General features: G+C 58.7%; 20 protein-coding genes and 1 tRNA gene. 11 read left to right on the top strand and 10 right to left on the bottom strand.

What is annotated here, in order from left to right; all coding sequences use genetic code 11:
• Window positions 1-271 precede the first annotated feature (271 nt).
• Both ACJSDX_RS03510 and ACJSDX_RS03505 read left to right on the top strand, forming a co-directional pair.
• Window positions 272-418 (top strand): DUF3096 domain-containing protein, encoded by a 147-nt coding sequence (locus tag ACJSDX_RS03510; protein WP_309566005.1) that lies wholly within the window; start codon window positions 272-274, stop codon window positions 416-418.
• A 207-nt stretch (window positions 419-625) separates the two neighbouring features.
• On the top strand, window positions 626-898 hold the full coding sequence (locus ACJSDX_RS03505) for an HU family DNA-binding protein (protein ID WP_230342959.1): 273 nt from the start codon (window positions 626-628) through the stop codon (window positions 896-898).
• A gap of 59 nt (window positions 899-957) precedes the next feature.
• Here the strand turns inward: ACJSDX_RS03505 and ACJSDX_RS03500 are convergent, their stop codons facing one another.
• Window positions 958-1,419 carry a GNAT family N-acetyltransferase gene (locus ACJSDX_RS03500; protein WP_407993503.1) on the bottom strand — a complete coding sequence of 154 codons (462 nt, stop codon included), beginning with the start codon at window positions 1,417-1,419 and terminating at the stop codon, window positions 958-960.
• Window positions 1,409-1,774: a hypothetical protein gene (locus ACJSDX_RS03495; protein ID WP_309566003.1), complete on the bottom strand. Its 366-nt coding sequence runs from the start codon at window positions 1,772-1,774 to the stop codon at window positions 1,409-1,411. Before ACJSDX_RS03495 ends, ACJSDX_RS03500 begins: the two co-directional genes overlap by 11 nt.
• Before the next feature lie 80 nt (window positions 1,775-1,854).
• Here ACJSDX_RS03495 and msrB point away from each other — a divergent pair, with 80 nt between their 5' ends.
• From msrB to ACJSDX_RS03475, 4 genes are all read left to right on the top strand, one after another.
• The gene (msrB, locus tag ACJSDX_RS03490; protein WP_309566002.1) at window positions 1,855-2,247 is read left to right on the top strand and encodes a peptide-methionine (R)-S-oxide reductase MsrB; all 393 of its coding nucleotides are present in this window, start codon (window positions 1,855-1,857) and stop codon (window positions 2,245-2,247) included.
• Between the two features lie 4 nt (window positions 2,248-2,251).
• Window positions 2,252-2,602, top strand: a complete 351-nt coding sequence (locus ACJSDX_RS03485) for a DUF4186 domain-containing protein (protein WP_407993502.1) — start codon at window positions 2,252-2,254, stop codon at window positions 2,600-2,602.
• Between the two features lie 84 nt (window positions 2,603-2,686).
• On the top strand, window positions 2,687-4,168 hold the full coding sequence (gene mqo, locus ACJSDX_RS03480; RefSeq protein WP_407993501.1) for a malate dehydrogenase (quinone): 1,482 nt from the start codon (window positions 2,687-2,689) through the stop codon (window positions 4,166-4,168).
• Between the two features lie 574 nt (window positions 4,169-4,742).
• Entirely contained in the window at window positions 4,743-5,048 is a 306-nt protein-coding gene (locus ACJSDX_RS03475) for a BON domain-containing protein (protein WP_309565999.1), read from the top strand.
• Window positions 5,049-5,112: 64 nt separating this feature from the next.
• Here the strand turns inward: ACJSDX_RS03475 and ACJSDX_RS03470 are convergent, their stop codons facing one another.
• Entirely contained in the window at window positions 5,113-5,991 is an 879-nt protein-coding gene (locus ACJSDX_RS03470) for an alpha/beta hydrolase family protein (protein ID WP_407993500.1), read from the bottom strand.
• 86 nt (window positions 5,992-6,077) lie between these two features.
• Window positions 6,078-6,153: transfer RNA gene (locus ACJSDX_RS03465), tRNA-Glu, on the bottom strand.
• Window positions 6,154-6,294: 141 nt separating this feature from the next.
• Here ACJSDX_RS03465 and dinB point away from each other — a divergent pair.
• On the top strand, window positions 6,295-7,452 hold the full coding sequence (gene dinB / locus ACJSDX_RS03460; protein WP_407993499.1) for a DNA polymerase IV: 1,158 nt from the start codon (window positions 6,295-6,297) through the stop codon (window positions 7,450-7,452).
• Between the two features lie 21 nt (window positions 7,453-7,473).
• Here the strand turns inward: dinB and ACJSDX_RS03455 are convergent, their stop codons facing one another.
• Entirely contained in the window at window positions 7,474-8,397 is a 924-nt protein-coding gene (locus ACJSDX_RS03455) for a LysR family transcriptional regulator (RefSeq protein WP_407993498.1), read from the bottom strand.
• Window positions 8,398-8,528: 131 nt separating this feature from the next.
• Here ACJSDX_RS03455 and ACJSDX_RS03450 point away from each other — a divergent pair, with 131 nt between their 5' ends.
• The 3 genes from ACJSDX_RS03450 (at window position 8,529) to ACJSDX_RS03440 (ending at window position 11,802) form a co-directional block, all read left to right on the top strand.
• Window positions 8,529-8,780 (top strand): DUF2798 domain-containing protein, encoded by a 252-nt coding sequence (locus tag ACJSDX_RS03450; RefSeq protein WP_407993497.1) that lies wholly within the window; start codon window positions 8,529-8,531, stop codon window positions 8,778-8,780.
• A gap of 160 nt (window positions 8,781-8,940) precedes the next feature.
• On the top strand, window positions 8,941-9,423 hold the full coding sequence (locus ACJSDX_RS03445; protein ID WP_407993496.1) for an SRPBCC family protein: 483 nt from the start codon (window positions 8,941-8,943) through the stop codon (window positions 9,421-9,423).
• Window positions 9,424-9,597: 174 nt separating this feature from the next.
• Window positions 9,598-11,802, top strand: a complete 2,205-nt coding sequence (locus ACJSDX_RS03440; protein WP_407993495.1) for a glycoside hydrolase family 2 protein — start codon at window positions 9,598-9,600, stop codon at window positions 11,800-11,802.
• 36 nt (window positions 11,803-11,838) lie between these two features.
• On the opposite strand, the gene ACJSDX_RS03435 is transcribed toward ACJSDX_RS03440, so the two are convergent.
• Complete coding sequence (locus ACJSDX_RS03435) at window positions 11,839-13,377, bottom strand: SulP family inorganic anion transporter (protein ID WP_510355928.1); 1,539 nt, start codon at window positions 13,375-13,377, stop codon at window positions 11,839-11,841.
• A 248-nt stretch (window positions 13,378-13,625) separates the two neighbouring features.
• Between ACJSDX_RS03435 and ACJSDX_RS03430 the strand changes: the two genes are divergently transcribed.
• Window positions 13,626-13,985, top strand: coding sequence for a glycosyltransferase family protein (locus tag ACJSDX_RS03430; protein WP_407993494.1), 360 nt, complete (start codon window positions 13,626-13,628; stop codon window positions 13,983-13,985).
• A gap of 79 nt (window positions 13,986-14,064) precedes the next feature.
• Here ACJSDX_RS03430 and ACJSDX_RS03425 read toward each other — a convergent pair whose 3' ends face one another.
• The 4 genes from ACJSDX_RS03425 to ACJSDX_RS03410 are packed head-to-tail and all read right to left on the bottom strand — an operon-like array spanning window position 14,065 to window position 20,024.
• On the bottom strand, window positions 14,065-16,359 hold the full coding sequence (locus ACJSDX_RS03425) for a putative bifunctional diguanylate cyclase/phosphodiesterase (RefSeq protein WP_407993559.1): 2,295 nt from the start codon (window positions 16,357-16,359) through the stop codon (window positions 14,065-14,067).
• Window positions 16,262-16,813 (bottom strand): response regulator, encoded by a 552-nt coding sequence (locus tag ACJSDX_RS03420; protein WP_407993493.1) that lies wholly within the window; start codon window positions 16,811-16,813, stop codon window positions 16,262-16,264. The genes ACJSDX_RS03425 and ACJSDX_RS03420 overlap by 98 nt, the downstream gene beginning before the upstream one ends.
• Window positions 16,810-17,259, bottom strand: a complete 450-nt coding sequence (locus tag ACJSDX_RS03415; protein ID WP_407993492.1) for a response regulator — start codon at window positions 17,257-17,259, stop codon at window positions 16,810-16,812. The genes ACJSDX_RS03420 and ACJSDX_RS03415 overlap by 4 nt, the downstream gene beginning before the upstream one ends.
• Window positions 17,256-20,024, bottom strand: coding sequence for a PAS domain S-box protein (locus tag ACJSDX_RS03410; RefSeq protein WP_407993491.1), 2,769 nt, complete (start codon window positions 20,022-20,024; stop codon window positions 17,256-17,258). The genes ACJSDX_RS03415 and ACJSDX_RS03410 overlap by 4 nt, the downstream gene beginning before the upstream one ends.
• Window positions 20,025-20,269: the final 245 nt, after the last annotated feature.

Here is a 20,269-nt window from a genome sequence, read left to right as displayed (position 1 = left end):
ATCCCTCGCATCAATCTCCAATATCCGGGTTTGTCTGGCATTGTCCTACATAAAGATCAGCCTCGACCCGATGCCGTGCATTATTGTTGAGCTCTATGCTGGAGGCTCAATATTGAAGGAGCAACGTCATGAAATTCCTGATCAAAGCCGCAGTACTGACTTATGTCGTCAAGCGCATTGCCAAATCCTACCTGAGCAAGGCGTAATTTTCACTGGGAGTCTTGGCTCCCTTTTTCTTGTGCCGTGTCTGGTCAATTGGTAAAGGATCATCATGGATTTCCATCTCAGCCTGGCCCCGCTTGTTTCCCTGATTGCCGGCATCCTGATTCTCGTCATTCCGCGCCTGCTCAACTACATCGTGGCGCTCTACTTGATCATTATCGGCATCCTCGGCTTGGTGGGAACCAATACTCTGTAAAGCCCGAAAATCGTCCAAAAATGTCTCCAAACGGCGTCACACCGGGCTTTAAATAGAAAAATTTGCTGGATTCCGCGCCAAAAGGGGTTTCATTGAGCACAGGTTGTGATATTTTCTCCCCTGTTACTACTTAACCTGGTAACGAGGCGAAGTATCAGCCTTACCAAAACTAGCTTGATAACCCAATAACACAAGGACTGGACACATATGAACAAGACAGAACTGATCGAAGAAATCGCCAAGGAAGCGGGAATCTCCAAGGCTGCTGCTGGTAAAGCTGTTGATGCATTCACTGCATCCGTAACTGCAGCCCTGAAGGGTGGCGATACAGTAACACTGATCGGCTTCGGTACTTTTGGCGTTTCCGAGCGTGCTGCCCGCACTGGCCGCAATCCTCAAACCGGTAAGGAAATCAAGATTGCTGCCCGCAAGGCCCCTAGCTTCAAGGCTGGCAAGGCACTGAAGGACGCATTGAACTAAGCGGTTGCATTGTTCGATGGACCAATAAAACGCCAGCCGATGCTGGCGTTTTTTATTGGTCAACGGGGTAGCGCCTTCTCGAAGCAACAACTGACCGGGTTGCCGATATAAGGCCCGAAAGGCGCAATGGGCCGGTAGCCCAGGCCTTGGTAAAGCGAGATGGCAGGTGCCTGCAGATTCCCTGTCTCGACCAGCAGGCGCTTGACTCCCTGCTGCCATGCCCGGCGCTCGAGGTCCGCCAGCAAACGCTTCGCCAGGCCATGGCCGCGTGCGGATGGCGTAACGAACAGGCGCTTGATTTCTGCCTCATCTGCCGCCGATGGCACCAAGGCGACACAACCCAAGGGCTGGGCTTCGCCGCGCGCAATCAGCGCCAGGGATGGCTGCAGCACTGCAGGGTTGGGCATGCCAGGGTATATCTGGAAAAGCTCATGTTCCAGCGCTTGCAATAGCGATCGCATATCGTGGCCGGCGAAATCGCACGCCTCGATCGCGACCTTACCCAGGGGTTCACTCTTCATCCTGGTCCGGGGAATGGTACTCAAAATCCTCGTAAACCGACTCTGCAATCGGCAACAGCGCTTCGTGCAAAGCCTGTTCCGTCATGACACTATATTGTCGTTGCGCGGTCAAAGCCGGATCGGGTTCCAGCGCCTGCAACAAAGGCTCGTAATCGTCGCCCGAGACGCCGAAATGGTCGTCGCTGCCCACGGGCTTGCTATAGGCCAGTGAATATTGCCGCTGGCGCAACTCAATATCGAATCTGATATTAAAATAGGGGGTTGCAGCGTCATTTTCCCGCGATTCGCCGTAATCGATATCGAGCAGGATGGCGTTCACTCCCTGGATGCTGATGGCTTTGCCGTGTTGCGTCACTGCAGTTTCCTTACTGACTAAATCCAGCATTGTACTGGTTTTGAACCACGATATAACTCATCAAACATGAGGAGGAAGTAATGGCCAAGGTCTTGAAGACAGACGCCGAATGGCGCGAGCAACTCACCCCGATGCAATATGAAGTCACGCGCCATGCCGCCACCGAGCGCGCCGGCACGGGGGAATATGCCTTTCATTTCGAGCATGGCATTTATTATTGCGTATGCTGCGGTACGCCGCTGTTCGCCTCGGATACCAAGTTTGACGCCGGCTGCGGCTGGCCCAGCTATTTCGAGGCGCTCGACCCGGACAATATTCGTGAGGAGTCGGATACGTCTTACGGCATGGTGCGCACCGAGGTGATCTGCAATGTCTGCGACGCCCACCTCGGGCATGTGTTCCCCGATGGCCCGCCGCCCACCGGCCTGCGCTACTGTATCAATTCCGCATCCCTGCGTTTCGAGCCGCGCTGACCCCATGCGTGAACTGGACGAACTGTTTGCCGCACTGGGACGCTCGCGCTTCCGCAGTTCGTTCAGGCTCAATGCGCACGACCGCAACTATCTGCACGCCAAAGGGCTGCCGGCGATCCATGACCATGCGCGCGACTTCATCGCCAAGCGGCTGGCCCCTGCCGTGATTGCCAACGACGGCAAGCAAACCCCTTACCGCGGCCATCCGGTATTCGTGGCGCAACACGCCACCGCATGCTGTTGCCGGGGCTGCCTGCAGAAATGGCACTTGATCCCCGCAGGGCGCGCGTTGAGCGCCGACGAGCAGGATTATGTTGTGCAGGTACTGATGCATTGGCTGGAAAACGTTTATTGACATGGAAACAGGGTTTTACAGAAGCGCGGCTTATGCATATCATGGCGACCCAAGACGACAGTAGCGAAACATTCCTAGCCTGACATGACCACTTCCCTAGACACCGATATCCTGCTGGTTGGCGGCGGCATCATGAGCGCCACCCTGGGCACCCTGCTGCACAAGCTCAACCCGGACCTGCGCATCACGCTGGTGGAACAGCAGGCGGAAGTGGCGACCGAAAGCAGCGACGGCTGGAACAATGCTGGGACCGGCCATGCCGGGTATTGCGAACTCAACTACACGCCGCAGAACGCGGACGGCAGCGTCTCCATCGCGCGTGCGCTCAAAATCAACGCGGCTTTTGAAGAGTCCCTGCAATTCTGGGCCTGGCTGGTGGAGCAAGGGATACTGCGGGAGCCTGCCAGCTTCATCAATCCCACGCCGCATGCCAGCTTCGTCTGGGGCGAGAAGGACGTGGCCTTTCTGCAGAAGCGCCACCGGGCGCTGAGCGCGCATCACCTGTTTGCCGATATGGAGTACAGCGAAGACTCTGCCGTGCTGCAGCAATGGATGCCGCTGGTGATGGCGGCCCGAAAAGCGGATATTCCGGTGGCGGCGACCCGCGTCGCCTATGGCAGCGACGTCGATTTCGGCTCCCTCACCCGGCAACTGGTGCAGCATTTACAGTCAGCGCCTGGGTTCAAGCTGCTCACCCGCCATGCCGTCACCGGCCTCAAGCAACAGCAGGGCCGTTGGCAGGTGAAGGCGGCCGACTTGTCCAAAGGCAAGCCTTTGGGCATCCGTGCCGGATTCGTCTTCCTGGGCGCCGGCGGCGCCACCCTGCCCCTGCTGCAAAAATCCGCCGTTAAGGAAGCCAAGGGCTACGGCGGCTTCCCGGTCAGCGGGCAATGGCTGGTGTGCCACAACCAGGACGTCATCAACCGGCATCACGCCAAGGTCTATGGCAAGGCGCCCATCGGCGCGCCGCCAATGTCGGTGCCCCACCTGGATACCCGCATCATCAACGGCAAGCCGGCCTTGCTGTTCGGGCCGTTTGCCGGCTTCACCACCCGCTTCCTCAAGCAAGGATCGTTGCTTGACCTGGTCAGCTCGGTCAAACGAGGCAACCTCAAATCCATGCTGGGGGCTGGACGCCACAATATGGACCTGACGCGCTACCTGGTCGGGGAAGTGTTCCAGACCCATAAACAGCGCGTGGCGGCATTGAGGAATTTCTATCCCCAGGCAAAAGAAAGTGAATGGTCACTTGTCTCCGCGGGCCAGCGCGTGCAGATCATCAAGGAATGCGACCAGAAAGGCGGCAGGCTAGAGTTCGGCACCGAGATCGTGTCTGCCGGGGATGGCAGCATGGCGGCATTGCTGGGCGCTTCCCCCGGGGCCTCCACCTCGGTGCCGGCCATGCTGGAAGTATTGCAGCGCTGCTTCGGCCAGCAATTGCAAAGCGCCTCCTGGCAAGAGCGCATGCGCGAGATGCTGCCGTCCTACGGGCAATCCCTCATAGAAGACGCCGAATTGCTGCGCACGGTGCGGCGCCGTACCCTTACGAGCCTGAAGCTGGCGTAGAACCAGCCCCAGCAGCTCTAGCTCAACCATTTCCGTTTGTCCTACACGCATATCAGAGTTTTTCAGATAACGCTGGCGTCGAGCACACGTTATAGTGGCTCCACAATTTCAGTTACATAAAGGAAACCATCATGCATGCCTTATTGAATCTGGTGCTGGTAACCGTCATGTTTGGCCCGATTGCGCTGGGCTTCATTTTTGGTTAAGCCCAATCAAGTTTTGCAAGCCGCTGGCATTTGTCAGGATTAGCGACTGTCCGTCCCTCCCCTATCGAACTAATCTGGGTTGCTTCACAGATAAAAGGCGCCTTGAGCGCCGAAGCCTCCCAGGCAAATGCCAGCAAGCGCTGCTTGCCCCCAGGCCTGAGACCGCCCCCACCATCTTCAGTCCGTTTCGCCCCCAATCCTCGTTTTGTAGCCGGTTTCCTGTTGTCTGTTCTTCACAAAAAATCTTCTGATGGCGGCGGTCAGCCCATTCCTACATTTCTTTCAGTGACATGCCGATTAATGCTGTCAGCCTACCTTTCTAGAATGCATACGTGTTCTCTATAACTAAATCCAAAAAGGAGTCTTAAATGAAAGCGAATTTGAAAAGCCTAGTCCTGATCAGTGCCCTGATGATGCCAGTCGCCAGCTTCGCTGCTGAAGGCGACAGCATTGAAACCAAGCTGAGCGACTCTGTCGTCACCACCAAGGTGAAGGCTGCTTTCGCCAAGGACAAGCTGGTCAGCGCTACGGACATCAAGGTTGAGACCGATAGCGACGGCCTGGTGCAGTTGAGCGGCACAGCCAAGAGCAAGGCTGAAGCTGAGCATGCCGTGAAGCTGGCTAAGAGCGTCAAGGGCGTGACCGGCGTCAAGGACGATATCGTCGTTCCTTAAGCTGTCGATGCGTTGAAATCAAATGCATTGAAACCAAAATGGGGCTGATGCCCCATTTTTGCGTTCATGCCATCTTGAACCTGAGATTGAGGTAAGCCAGGATTTCCTGCTTGAGCTGCTCGTGGAACCGCTCCCGGTCGAACCCTTCAGGGTCGACAGTCGGCAACGCCCCTCCCTGCTTGATCTTGGGCGGAAATGGGCTGAGAAAAGAGAAATGCCCGGCGTTCTTCACGCAACGGCTGGTGATGTTGGCTGGATCGCGCACGCCCTTCAGCACAATGTCGTTGTGCCACGCTGGGGTGTAGGGGTCATGCTCGGCGCTGAGCATGAGAATAGGCACGTTGACGCCTTCGAGCGCATGCTCTGGCGCGAACCATACCGTGGCAGGCGCCAACAACACCAGCGCCTTGACCCTGTCGTCGTGCTCCACTTCGACAATCGCGGGTTCGGGCCCGTGATAATCCGGCTTGAACGCTTCAGGTGGATACCATGGCGTCCCTCCGGCCAACGCCAAAGCGGCATAGCCGCCCATGGAATGCCCGATGACGCCGAGCTGGCCCGCCTGCAGGTGCGAGCCGAGGAAGGCATCCCGGTAGAGCGCGTCGGCGGCGAGCTTGAGGTGGCGCGGGCGGTATTGCAGGTTTTCCACCTTGCCCATGAATTGATTGTCGACCCGGTTGTTGCCGGGATGCTCGATCATCGCCACGACATACCCGTGCTGCGCAAGATGGGCGGTGATGGTCCGGTACAACAGGTGGGAGCCGCCGCTGCCGTGCGAGACCAGGATCAAGGGATATTGCCCGGGGGCCACGGGAGCATCCGGGCCGACATCCATGACATAAGGGCCAAACGCATGACTGACAGGAACCTGCCGCGTGGGATACATCGCCAATGCGGGAAACGAGAGCCCATGCTCTTCATCCGCCAACCTGAATTCTTTCACGCCAACAAACATATTGAAATCAATCAGTTGATCCGATGTAACAGGCAAAATAAAAGCAGACGCTCAAGGTCTGCTTTTATTGGAATTGGCGTCCCCACGGGGATTCGAACCCCGGTTACCGCCGTGAAAGGGCGATGTCCTAGGCCTCTAGACGATGGGGACATGAAACATAACGTTTCTAGAGGGTGCGAATTCTAACTAAAAACCCTGATGAATACCAGCTTATTTTGAAAAAATATTACGCTAAACAAAAATCCAGGATTTGATGCAGACCTGCACAATCATTGCTAGCATAGCGCCCAGATGAAAGACCCCCGCTTCCCCGACCGCCGTATCGCCCATCTCGACATGGACATGTTCTTTGCCGGGGTGGAACTGCTGCGCTATCCGGAACTGCGCGGGCAAGCCGTGGTGGTAGGCGGCCGCTCGGCTTACCAGCCAAGGCAGTTGGCCGACGGCAGCATCCAATTCTTCCGCTTGCGCGAATACAACGGACGCGGCGTGGTGACCACCTCGACCTATGAGGCCAGGGCCTTCGGCGTGTTTTCTGCCATGGGCCTGATGAAATCCGCGCAACTGGCGCCGGACGCCATCCTGCTGCCCGCTGATTTCGAGTCCTACCGCCATTATTCCAGGCTGTTCAAGGCCGCAGTCGCCGCCATTGCGCCGCAGATCGAGAACCGCGGCATCGACGAAATTTATCTCGACCTCAGCGCCCACGAGGAAGACACCACCGCCCTTGCCCAACGCTTGAAGAACGCCGTGTTTGAGGCCACCGGCCTTTCCTGCTCGATCGGCATTGCGGCCAACAAGCTGCTGGCCAAGATCGCTTCCGACCTCGACAAGCCCGACGGGCTCACCATCATCGACGACCGGGCTTTCCGCGAGCGAATCTGGCCGCTGCCCGCCAAGAAAATCAACGGCATAGGCCCCAAGGCGGCGGTCAAGCTGGAAAAGCTCGGCATCCACACCATCGCCGACCTGGCGTCGGCCGACCTCGCCCAGCTGCAGGAAAACTTCGGCCAGAGCTATTCGCACTGGCTGATGCGCGTGGCCCGGGGAGAGGACGACAGGCCCGTGGTCACCACCTCGACGCCCAAGTCCATGAGCCGTGAAACCACCTTCGAGCGCGACATGCACGCCCAACACGACAAGCGCCTGCTCGGCACAGCCTTTACCTCGCTGTGCGAGCGCGTCGCCGGCGACCTGCAACACAAAGGCTATCTCGGCCACACGGTGGGCATCAAGATCAAGTACCAGGATTTCCGCACCGCCACCCGCGACCTTACCCTGCCCGCTCCCGTCAACGACGCCGCCGCCATCCGCCGCGCTGCGGGCGCCTGCCTGAAGCGCGTATCGCTGGACCAGCGTTTCCGTTTGCTGGGCGTGAAGGTCAGCAACCTGGTGCGCGCAGACGAAATCGAACCGGACCCGCCGGAACAGGCCAGCCTGTTCGGCTGAAACTGCTCGATGCTGAGACGGTCAGGCCTGCCATTGCGCCGGAATATGGGCCACGAGGAAGTCGATCAGCAGCCTGAGCTTGCCGGCAGCGGCCTGGCGATCGCGGTAGCAGGCATAGAAATCCAGGGGCTCGATCTCGACGGCGGGCGCTTTTTCGCCGCCCGGTTCGAACAAGGGCACCAAGCGGCCCTGCGCAATCAGGCGGTCGGCAACAAACGCTCCAATGCGCGCAATCCCGGCACCGGCCGCCGCCATGACCGCCAGGGAATCGATATCGTTGCAAACCAGGGTATCGTTAAGCTTGGCCTCGAAGCTCAGGCCATCCCTGGCAAACCTCCACCCCAGCAAACGCCCGTCCAGGGGCACGCGCAGCACCAGGCATTGGTGATGAACCAGCTCGTCCGGGTCTTGCGGGACGCCGTGCTGGGCGAGATATGCCGGGGAGGCGCAGAAGCGCAACGGCACCCGTGCGATCCGCCGCGCCACCAGGCCCGGCTCCAATTGCTGGGAGAACCGGATGCTGAGGTCGATCTCCTCGCGGATATGGTCGACGTAATGGTCCGCCAGCACCAGCTCCACCTTGAGCCTGGGATAGCGGATCGCAAACGCTGCCACTATGGGAGCCAGCACGTTGCGCCCGAAAGCGGCGGAACAGGCGATACGCAACTTGCCGCGCGGCTCGCCGGCAAGCTCGTGCAGCTCCGCCTGGGCATGCGCGAGCTCCTCGATCACCGATTGCACACGCTGGTAATAAAGCTGGCCGCTTTCGGTCAAGGCGAGGCTGCGTGTGGTCCTGGCCAGCAATCGCGTACCCAGCTGCTGTTCCAGCCGGGCAATGTTCTGGCTGGCGGCAGCGGCTGAAATTCCCAGCCTTCTGGCCCCGGCGGCAATACTGCCCTCTTCCACCGCCTTGACGAAGCTGCTGATGCCTTTCAGGTTATCCACAAGACCGCCTTTTTGTATATTGCGATTAATTCGTAAGTTTAACTTGAAAATAAATTTAGGGTTTTGCTACTACTGGCTTACGAACAACCTGGATACAGTGGCGCCAATGACATCCATTGGAACAACAAATTATGCGTCGCTTATCCAACTTCAACCTCGGCCTGCCCAAGCGATATACCCCTGTCGCATTCGCGTTTTTCATGTCCAGCATCATGGCCATGCTGATGTGCCTGGTCATCGTGGGAGCCAACAGCGGCCTTGGCCCAGGCTATCTTGAAAGGGTGGTGAAATCCTACGAATTGGCCATGCCAGTGGCTTTTGTATGCGTGTTAATGGTGCGACCGATCGTCATGCGGCTGGTCGCGGTGACAATCCGGCCTTGAATCTGTGTGTATTCACTTTCTCTGACAGCCTTATCGGAACCCGGACTATGCACGCGAATCGGCGCTATCGTTACACTGAGCCTCAGGATATCTGCTGAGGAAAGCCGATTTCAGCGGAACTGTTTAGCCTGGAAACCATCCATATTGATAGGAGGGCGTCATGCCAGTGATCGAAAAATCCATACAAGTGAACGTACCAGACCAAGTGGCCTATGACCAATGGACGCAATTTGAGGATTTTCCATTATTCATGGAAGGCATTATCGAAGTTACCCAGTTGGACGACACCCATTTGCACTGGAAGGCTGAAATTGCCGGGCAACGCAAGGAATGGGATGCGGAAATCACAGAGCAGATTCCCGGCAAGCGCATCGCTTGGCACAGTATCTCCGGCGCGCGTAATGCCGGCGTCGTGACTTTTCACCACATCGACGATTCGACTTCGCGCATTATGCTGCAAATGGATTACGACCCGGAAGGCTTGCTGGAAAACGCCGGTGACGCCATCGGGGTGCTCAGCCACCGCGTGACAGGCGATCTGGAACGCTTCAAGGGATTCATCGAATCACGCGGCGCGGCTACCGGTGCCTGGCGCGGCCAAGTCGACCAAGGCACTCAGCGAGTAACGACGCCCCGTCATTAGCATCATTCACATCCACGTTAGGAGGTTGTTCATGAAACTACTACTCAAGACCCTGATCGCAGGCTACGTCGCGAAGAAGCTGACACACTATTACCTCAATCATAAAAAGCCGAAAACCGTAGAAGTCTGACCCCAAGCCGGGCATGCCCGGCTTGTTTTTTGTGAAATCCCGCCATGCGCCATCTTTCTCGCCTGCTCACGCTGCCGATGCTGTGCCTCACGCTCAATGCCTTGCCGTCACATGCGCAAGAATCCAACCAATCCCTGAATGGCAGCTGGCAATTCCAGCCTGTCGCCGATCCAGGCAATGTCACGCCTCAACTGCAGGCGCCCGCGCTCGGCTGGAAGAAGATCAACGTCCCGGACAATTGGTATCGGCAAGGCCATAACATCAGCGGTTTTGCCTGGTATCAGACCCAGTTCAAGCTGAACGCGCAGAATGCCTCCCGGGTGGCCCACCTGGTATTCAACGGCGTGGACTATGCCGCCGACGTATGGCTGAACGGCCGCTACCTGGGGCATCATACCGGCTACTTCCAGGCATTCGAGTTCGATGTCACCGGCCTGGTGAAGCCTGGAGATAACCAGTTGCGCGTGTTGGTGAACAGCCCCTTGGAAAAACCCGAGGATTGGTCCTTGCACAAACGTCTGGTGAAAGGCATTTTCAGCCATCACGATACCCGGCCCGGCGGCGCTTGGTCCGAGCGCGGGCAGGAAAAGAACACCGGCGGCATCTGGGCGCCAGTCGAATTGCAGTTTGCCGACCAGGCCGCAGTGCGCCAATTGCAAGCCACCCCCCGCAAGCAGGCAACGCAAGCAAAACCCCAGCATTGGGAGATCAAGACGGAAGCCGTGATCCGCCAACATGTTTCACATGAAACACCCGTGACTGTGGAAGCCAGCATCAGCCCGGAAAACTTCAATGGGCCGGCAGTGCATTTTTCGCAGCAGCAAATCTTGAAAACAGGGAACAACCGCCTAGACCTCAGCTTCCCCTTGGACAATCCCGCCCTGTGGTGGCCCTACGAGCATGGCAAAGCCAATCTGTACAAGCTGGAACTCAGCATCAAGGACCGATCGGGCAAGCTGCTGGACCGGCAGCAACAGGTGTTCGGCGTGCGGGAAGTCAAAGCGGATGACAACCTGCAATGGTTCGTCAACGGCCGCCGCATGTTCCTCAGGGGCACCAACTATATCGCCAGCCAATGGCTGGCCGAGATGACGCCGACGCGCTACCGGCAGGACCTGGAAATGATGCAGGCGGCCCATATCAACGCCGTGCGCGTGCACGCGCATGTCACCGGAAAGGATTTCTACGAACTATGCGACCGCATGGGCATATTGGTCACGCAGGATTTCCCGTTGTTGTGGGGCTATAGCGACGACCCGGCCTTTGTCATAGAGGCGCGCAGCCAGGCGAAAGACATGGTGCAGTCCCTGCAGCGGCACCCATCCATCATTTCCTGGACCATGCACAACGAGCCGCCGTGGGATTCGCCCTGGATGGCGCAGAAATATCCCGATTACCAACCCGACATCAACCGCAAGCTGGATGAATTGCTCTATGCAGACGTAAGCAAGCTGGATACGTTGCGCGTGGTGCGCAAGGAGTCGGCCACCAAGGAGCATGAATGGATGGGCTGGTACTTCGACCATTGGCTCGCTTTCTCGCGCCCCGCGCCCACGCCCTGGAGCACGGAATTCGGCGCCCAGGCGCTGCCCAACCTCAAGGGCCTGAAACGCATGTTCAGCAAGGACCTGCTCTGGCCCGACACTGAAGCCAAATGGCGCGAGTGGGAATATCACAACTTCCAGCGCAAGGAGACGTTCGAGTTCGCCGGGGTGAAACAAGGCCGCAATATCGAGGAATTCATCGCCAACAGCCAGCATTACCAGGCGCGCTTGATCCAGTTCGCGGTGGAAAACTACCGCCGCCAGCGCTACAACCCGGTCTCTGCGGTATTCCAGTTCATGTTCGTGGAAAACTGGCCTTCCATCAACTGGGGCATCGTCGATTACTGGCGCGACCCCAAGGCAGGCTACGAAGCATTGCGCACCGCCTACCAACCCGTGCTGCCTAGCCTGGAATGGAAGCAGGACGAGTACGAGGCTGGCGCGTCGCCCCAGGTCGGCCTATGGGCGATCAACGACACCTGGCGCGGCTTCGAGCACGCCAGCTATACGGTAACCTTGTATCGGGATGGCAAGCAATTGGATACGCTCAAACTGCCGCTGGAAATGCTGCCTGATTCCGGCCACAAGCTGCGCGACTACCCGCTGCCGGTACTGGAGAAAGGGCAATATGAGCTCAAGGCCGAGATCACCGGGCAAGATGGCAAATCCATGGGGCGCAACCAGTACCGTTTCAGCGTGAAGTAGCCTTGCAAAGGTATTAGCGCAAGCCACCTGGAAACGCTATCCCAGCTTGTCGTCCGCTACCGGATAATTCGGGTCTTCGAGTAGGTTGACCTCGACCAGGTCGCGCGCACGGCCGAGCAGGGCCCGGCAATCCGGGCTCAGGTGCTTGAGCGATAGCTGCTTGCCCTGCTGGGCGTAACGCTCGGCCAAGGCATCGATCGCGGCCAGCGCCGAGTGGTCCACCACCTTGGCCTGCTTGAAATCCACTACGACCTGCGCCGGGTCGTCCTGCGGGTTGAATAGGGCCTGGAAGTTGGCAATCGAGGCAAAGAACACGCTGCCCTTGAGCATGTAGACCTTGCGCCCGGCCTCGTCGACATAGGCGCTGGCCGAGATTTCCTTGGCATGCTCCCAGGCAAACACCAGCGCCGAGACGATCACGCCGACCAGCACCGCCACCGCCAGGTCGCTAACCACCGTGATGAGCGCCACCAGGATGCCGACGAAGATATCCGCCTTGGGCACTCTGCCGAACAGCCGGAAGCTGCCCCACTCGAAAGTCTTGATCGCCATGACGAAAATCACCCCGATCAATGCCGCCAGCGGGATCATCTCGATCCAGTGCGAAGCAAACAGGATGAACGACAGCAGGAAGGCCGACATGGCAATGCCGGACAGGCGCTTCAGGCCGCCCGCGTTCATGTTGATCATGCTCTGCCCTATCATGGCGCAGCCGCCCATGCCGCCAAAGAACCCGGTCACCACGTTGGCCGCGCCTTGCGCCATGGATTCGCGGTTGGGCTGGCCGCGCGTATTGGTCATCTCGTCGATCAGGTTGAGCGTAAGCAAGGTCTCGATCAGCCCGATTGCGGCCAGGATCAGGGAATAAGGGAAGACGATCTTCAGGGTTTCCAGGTTGAACGGCACTTGCGGCACATGCAAGCTGGGCAACCCTCCCGCAATCGAGCCCAAGTCTCCCACAGTCTTGGTTTCCAGCCCCATCGCCGCGACCGCTGCCGACACCGCTACAATCGCGGCCAATGCGGAAGGCACGATCTTGGTCAGCCGCGGCAGCAGGTAAATCACCAGCATCGTCAGCGCTACCAGTGCCAGCATGGTGTAGAGCAACGGCCCGCTCATCCATTGCATGCTGCCGTCTTCCGACGCCACCTTGAAATGGTTGAACTGGGCGAAGAAGATCACCATGGCCAGGCCATTCACGAAGCCGAGCATCACCGGATACGGCACCATGCGGATGTACTTGCCCATCTTCGCCGCCGCGAACAATATTTGCAGCACCCCCATGAGCACCACGGTCGCAAACAGGTATTCCACCCCGTGCTGCACCACCAGGGCCGTCATCACCACCGCCAGCGAACCCGCCGCGCCGGAAATCATGCCGGGACGCCCGCCAAAGGCGGCGGTAATGAACGAGACGATGACCGCGGCATACAAACCGGTTAATGGCGAGACGTGCGCCACAAAGGCAAACGCGATCGTCTCCGGCACCATCGCCAGTGCCACGGTCAGGCCGCTCAATACATTGGTCTTGATCTGGGCAGGGTTCAGCCCTCTGGATACTGCATTCGACATCATATGCTCCTGTTTGCTGCGCAATCGCACCCTTCATGCGCAGAATGGTTCAGCCATACACGACTCATGGGCGTGGAAATCCCGGTTAAATTATTGCTGAATCAATGGATTACATCGGTCTGATACAGTATGAAACGGATAACAACAGCATGTATTATTTCATCAATGGCAGATCGGACCAAATGAACACAGGCAAAAACCGTTAATACGCTGGATATTTTCAGCAACAACCGCGCTTAGGAGCATCCAGGATGGAAAACCAATGGAGTGTCTACAAAATCGCCCCGATCGACCACGGCTGGCATTACCTCAAGACCGTGAACGAAACTGCGCGCCTGCTGGGCGGCAACTGGGCTGAGGCAGAAATCGACGGCTTGGTGGCAGACCAGCCGACAGTGGAAGCATTCCTCGCGGCGTACCGCTTTGCGCGCGATGCCGCGATCGCCTATGGCTATGACGGCATCAACCGTCAAGAGCCGGTGGTATTTTGGCTTCCCGATGCCACGGTGTTCAGCTACGGGTTTGTTTTCAAGTCGGATATCGGCGGAGTCACCTACGTGGTATCCCCCAATCCGCTGCCTTGGGTGGGAGCATTGGCACAAAAGGAATAAGCAAGCAGGTTCGAACCTGCCTGTCAGTGAAATTGCCCTATGCCTGCATGCGAGAGCTGGCAGGAACAAAGGCTGCCATTCAAGCCAGGCGTTTGCCCTCGCGCAGCATTGCCTCGAACTGCGCCGGAGCCACGGGTTGGCTGAAATAGAATCCCTGGATCTCGTCGCAATGGTTCAGGCGCAGGAAATGATAGTGCTGCTCCGTCTCCACGCCTTCGGCAATCACCTTGAAATTCAGGTTATGGGCAAGCGAGATGACGGCGAGCACGATCGTTGCATCTTCCGTTTCCGTCAGCATGTTGCGCACAAACGACTGATCGATCTTCAGCGTATCCACGCGGAACTGCCTCAGGTAGCTCAGGCTGGAATACCCCGTGCCAAAATCGTCGATCGACAGTTTCACCCCGATTGCCTGGAGCTGGTCGATGGTATGGATCACTTTCTCGATATCCTGGGCGATCACGCTCTCTGTCAGCTCGAGCTCCAGCCAGTCGGGCGGCAGGCCAGTTTCCTCCAACGTACGCTTGACCCAAGCGACCATGTCCTGTTGCAGGAACTGGCGGACGGAGATATTCACCGCAACACGGACCGGAGGCAGTCCCTCGTCCATCCATCGTCGCGCCTGCATGCAGGCAGTACGCAGCACCCAGTCGCCGATCGATACGATCAGGCCCGAATCTTCCGCAATCGGGATGAAATCGCTGGGAGAAACCATCCCCAGTTCCGGGTGATTCCAGCGCAGCAATGCCTCGCAGCCGATGATGCCGCCGTTTTCCAGGTTCACCTTGGGCTGGTAGACCAGCCGGAACTGCCCGGCCGCGGCCGCGCCCCGCAGCTTGGTCTCGATGTCGACGCGGCGCTGCGTATCCTCGCTCATTTCGTGCGTGAAGAATTGGTAGGTGTTGCGCCCCAGCTCCTTGGCGCGGTACATCGCCATGTCCGCATTGTCGATCAGAACGTTTGCGGCCTCGCCATCGTGCGGAAACATGCTCACGCCGATGCTGCCGGACAGATATATTTCGCGGCCTTCCACGACCACCGGGCTATCCAGGCTTTCGACGATCTTGCGCGCCACGATGTCGGCATCGGCCGGCTGGCGCAAGTCGGCGAGCAGGACCAGGAATTCGTCGCCGCCGAGGCGGGCCACGGTGTCTCCCTCGCGTACCAGTCCGCACAGGCGTTCGCCCGCGGCCTTCAATACCCTGTCTCCGAACAGGTGGCCGTATCCATCGTTGACCACCTTGAAACGGTCCAGGTCGAGATAGAGCAATGCGAGCATGCAACTGGTGCGGCGGGCATGCGCAATCGCCTTCCCTATGTCCTCCTGGATCAAGTTGCGGTTCGGCAGGCCGGTCAGGCCGTCGTACATGGCCAGGTAGCGGATGTGCTGCTCGGCCTGCCTGCGCTTGGTAACGTCGCGATGAATCCAGATGCGCCCGTAGTAACGCCCTTCCTTGTCGAGCACGGGCGCGGAATAGCGGTCCAGGATAGTGCCGTCGATAAGCTCGAGCTCGTCATGGGCGGTTTCCTCGGGATGGTCACGGAGCCAGAGTACCTTGGCAAGAAACTTTGCAGGGGATGTCGTGCGCTGTGCGGCAAACTCGAGCGGCGGCTCGCTCCCCAGCTTGGCGGCCATATGCGGCGGTATTTTCCATAATTCGCGCATGCGCTGGTTTTCGATGACCATTTTCCCCTGCGTATTCACCACAATGATACCGTCGGGAGAGCTTTCCACCTGGGCGTCGAACAGCGCGGTCTTTTCGCGCAGGCTTTCCTCCATGCGCTTGCGCTCGGAAATATCGCGGCTGATCCCCAGCAGGCCCAGCAATTCGCCATCCGGACCGTAGAAAGGCGCCTTGATGGTATCGAAGATGCCGATGCGTCCCCCGCTACCCGGAATCTCCTCCTCGGTGCGCTGCATTTGGCCCGAGGCAAACAATTTCTGGTCCTCTCCCCGGTAATACTGGGCCCAGGCCTCAGGCAAGAGGTCGAAATCGGTCATGCCGGTAAGCTCGGCTTCGGCAATGCCGAGGTAATGCTCGAAGGCGCGGTTGCAGCCCCTGAAGGTGAAATCCGTGTCCTTGAAGAACACCAGGTCTGGAATGCTGTCGATCAGGGCGCGCAGCAAGGCGCGCTCGTGGCGGATGTTCTCTTCGCTGCTGCGCAGGGCCTCCTCCATCTGCTTGCGCTCGGTGATGTCATGGCCGATGCCGACGACCACGCCGTCCGCTCTGGAAAATGCGGCCGACCAGAGCATGTATACGACGTTGCCGGACTTATGCAGGCAGCGTTTCTCGAAATTCTTCGAGTTCCTGCCCTGCAGGACGGCCTGAAACTCTTTCCTGATGCGCGCCAAGTCGTCCGGATGGGCCAGCTTGTCGAAATAGTGGCCTTCCAGCTCGCCAGGATTGTAGCCCAGCATGCCTTTCGAGGCGCTGGCGCTGGCGCCTGATTTCAGCCGCGTCAAGCGCATGCTGAACCGCTGGCACCAGGCGGATCAGGTTCTGCTTGAGCAAGTAGTCGTCGGCCCCGTGCTTGATGGTCTGGACCGCGACATCCTCCCCTATCGTGCCGGAAACAATGATGGCGGGAATATCGCAACCGGTTTCGCGCAGCACCCGCAATGTTCCCTCGGCATCGAACGACGGCAGGCAATAATCGCTCAGCACGATGTCCCACTGCTTGTCGCACAGCGACTGACGCAGGCCGGCTTCGGTCTCGACGCGCAAATGGCGCACATCAAAACCGCCGCGATGCAGGGTTTCCAGGATGAGTACCTCATCGTCGCCGTTATCCTCGACCATGAGCACGCGCAGAACGGTAATCATGGCCCTAACCCCCGTGACGGCGTTTCGTTGAGCAGCAGCCAGTACAGGCCAAGCTGGCGCACCGCCTCGAGGAACTCGGCAAAATTGACCGGCTTGCGCACATAGCTGTTGCAGCCCAGGCTATAGCTGCTGACCAGATCCTGCTCCTCGCGCGAAGACGTCAGGACCACGACCGGCAGGAATTTCGTGCGCTCGTCGCCGCGGATGCGGCGCAATACTTCGAGTCCATCCACCTTGGGCAGCTTGAGGTCGAGCAGGATGACGGCGGGGTCGATGCTTCCTCCTTGGCCGTCGGGGCCGAACAACAGCTCCAGCGCCTCCACGCCGTCCCGTGCCACGGTAATGGTATTGAAGATATGGTTTTGCTCGAAAGCAAGCAGCGTCAGCTCCTCGTCATCCGGATTGTCTTCAACGAGAAGAATGGTCTTGTCGTTTTTGATGCTCATGATGCAGGTTGTCCCAAGGAAAAATGGAAGGTCGCGCCCTTGCCGGGCTCCGCGTGTACCCAGATCCGCCCGCCGTGGCGGCTGACGATGCGCTTCACGGTGGCAAGGCCGATGCCGGTGCCGGGAAACTCAGCCTCGCGGTGCAAGCGCTGAAAAGGGCTGAAAAGCTTGTTTGCATAGCGCATGTCGAAACCATCGCCATTGTCGCTGATGAAAAATCCAGCCATGCCAGCCTCCCCCTGCTCTGCCGCGAAAACGATGCGGGCATCAGGGATTTTGGAAGTGAATTTCCATGCATTGTCCAGCAGATTCTGCAGCATGATGCGCAGCAGATTGGGATCGCCCTCTGCGCACAGCCCGGCTTCGACGGCGGTTTCCACCTGGCGTTCCGGGTGGCTCTCCCGCAGGTCGGCGACGATGCTGTCGGCGATCGCGCTCAGGCCCACGGTCTCGCGGCGCATTTCCTCGCGCGAAATACGCGAAAGCTGGAGCAGGTCGTCGATCAACGCCTCCATGCGGTGCGTGGCCGCCAGCACGCGCCCCAGGTAATTCTTGGCTTTTTCATCGAGATTGCCGCCATGATGCTGCACCAGGATTTCGGCGAAGCCGGCAATGCCGCGCAGCGGCGCGCGCAGATCGTGCGAGACGGAATGACAGAACGAGTCCAGCTCCTGGTTGGAAGCGACGAGCTCCGCAGTGCGGCCGGCAACGCGCTTTTCCAGTTCGGCGTTGAACGCAAGCAATTTGGCCTGTGCACGCTTGCGCTCGGTGATGTCCTGCATGGCGCCGACCATGCGCATGCCGCGCCCGGAACCATCGCGCAGCACATGGCCGCGATCAAACAGCTCGGCGTAGGTGCCGTCCTGGCGGCGGAAGCGGTATTCATCTTTCCAAGCGTCCTCCGCCCCATCGATGACGGCATGGATATGGGCTACGACGCGATCGTGGTCCTCGGGATGGATGCGGGTGGTCCATGAAGCGATCGTGGGTTCGATCTCCTGCTCGGCATAGCCGAACAGGGTCTGGAAGTTTTCGTTCCACCAGATATTGCCGGTGGCGAGATCCCAGTCCCAGATTACGTCGCCAGTGGCTTGCGCGGCGGCATGGAAGCGGGCCAGGCTGTCGCGCAAGGCTGCGTCGACGCGCTTGCGTTCTGAAATGTCGTTGATAACGAGCGTATGGACTTCTGCGCCGTCCTGGGTGAAAACCACCAGACGCAGCTCCGCATCGAACGCTCCCTCCCTTCCCATGAAGCAGAACGTTCCGGTGCCTTTCGTGTTCATGATCGCAACCCAATCGGCAGGGCCATCGGGAGCCAATACGATTTCACTGACCGCCCGGCCAAGCACTTGGCTATGCTCCAGCCCAAACAAGCGTTCCGCAGCCGTATTCCACTCAACCACCTTCAGTTGGCGGTTAATGCTGAAGATCGCTGCCGAAGTAAAGTCAAAAATGGCCCCCTTGAGCGCGAGCGAAGCCACTTGTTGCTCCTTGGCAAGCACTTGCTGGCCGATCGCCAGGGTCATGCGGTCAAGGGCACTGGCCAGGAGCTGGGTTTCGCGAAACTCTCCCGCGGTGGCGGCGCTGCCCATAACCGGCATGTCCAGCTTGTTCTGCTCGATACGGACCACGCGTTGCTCGAGCTCGGCAAGCGGCCTGCCAAAGCGGCGTGCCATGCGGGCCAAGGCCAGCACCAACCCGGCCGCGATGATCAAGCCTATGCCGAGCAGCTGGTACAACTGGTTGCGCAACGCAGCTTCAATGAAAGGCGCTGGCCGTGACGCGACAACCAGCCATGAAAGCCCTCCCTGGAGCTCAATGCGCTTGGCGGCGACCCAGCGGCGTTTTCCTTCCAGCTCCATCCGTTTCACGAAGATATTGCCGGAGAAGTCCGTCAAGACAGCAAACTCTGCAGGCACGGCAAGCGGTATCCGCACGGCTTCGGGTCCTCCAATCAAGCTGGGGGTTTCGCCTAGCTCCACAATTTGCAGCTGGGCGCGGTATTCCGCATTCAAAGAGCCGAGGAAACGGTTCAATGCCGGCATGTCGAAGTCGGTATCCAGCACGCTGATCAGCTGCCCTGCACCGTCCCTGAGCGCCTTGACATAGCTGAAGCCCCAGAGCGGCCCGTTGTCCGAGAAATGCGTAATCCATTGATATGCCGGTATCCAGGTGCCGCCATGCGGATTGCTCAACGCTGCCTGGTAAAATGGCCGCGTTCGTGGATCATAGCCGTCGGTGGGATTGGCTTCATGCAGGACGAAGCCCTTTTCAGTCAGGGAGAAGCTTCGTATCACAGCATCATCGTGGCGCGTGCCGGGAAAAATCCTGAGCTGGATCGCGCTGTCGGCAGTTCGCTCCAGGGTTCCATATTCTCCCGTCTTGGGGAGGACGATACCGAGGTAGCTCAGCTCCGGCCGTTGCTCAAACGCAGCCAGCGAACTTTCCAGGATGGGTTGTATCGTTGCCCCGTCTACCCCGGACGCCCGCACAATGCGTTCGGCGGATTCCACCGTCATTTCTGCGGCGCGGATAAGAAGTTGCAGACGGCTTACCGCCGAGTTGAGCGTATCGCTGATTTCCTGCCGCGCTTCTTTTTCGGTGCTGACAATGGCCTGCCAGGCCATCGCCCCAAGCAAGACCAGGCCGAGGACAATCACCAGCCCGGCGACATTGGAAATGAGGGAATAGGTAAATGAGGGTGCCGGCTGATCCTGGACGTTCCGCGCGCGAAACACATCCTGGATGTTCCGGCCGTATGCCATCTCAGCTGATCCAGTTCAGCTCGCGAAGCTTGGGCCAAAAAATTGCTATCCGACCAGCCCCGGCAAACCGGTGAATCACAATTGGCGCTACCGGTTTCCGGCAAGCAACGCCAATTGCCACATACCATGCCGGCACTATGCTGATCATGCTGCATCCTCCCCAGGATAGTAGAAAACACTACCTCGGCAATAGTATTCCAAGATGCAGCCTTTGGGTAGGTTCTCGGGAATACCGAAAACCTACA

Origin of the sequence: Methylobacillus draconifructus, from assembly GCF_045984355.1 — a bacterium.
Taxonomy (GTDB): domain Bacteria; phylum Pseudomonadota; class Gammaproteobacteria; order Burkholderiales; family Methylophilaceae; genus Methylobacillus; species Methylobacillus flagellatus_A.
This window is presented reverse-complemented; position numbering and strand designations above follow the sequence as displayed.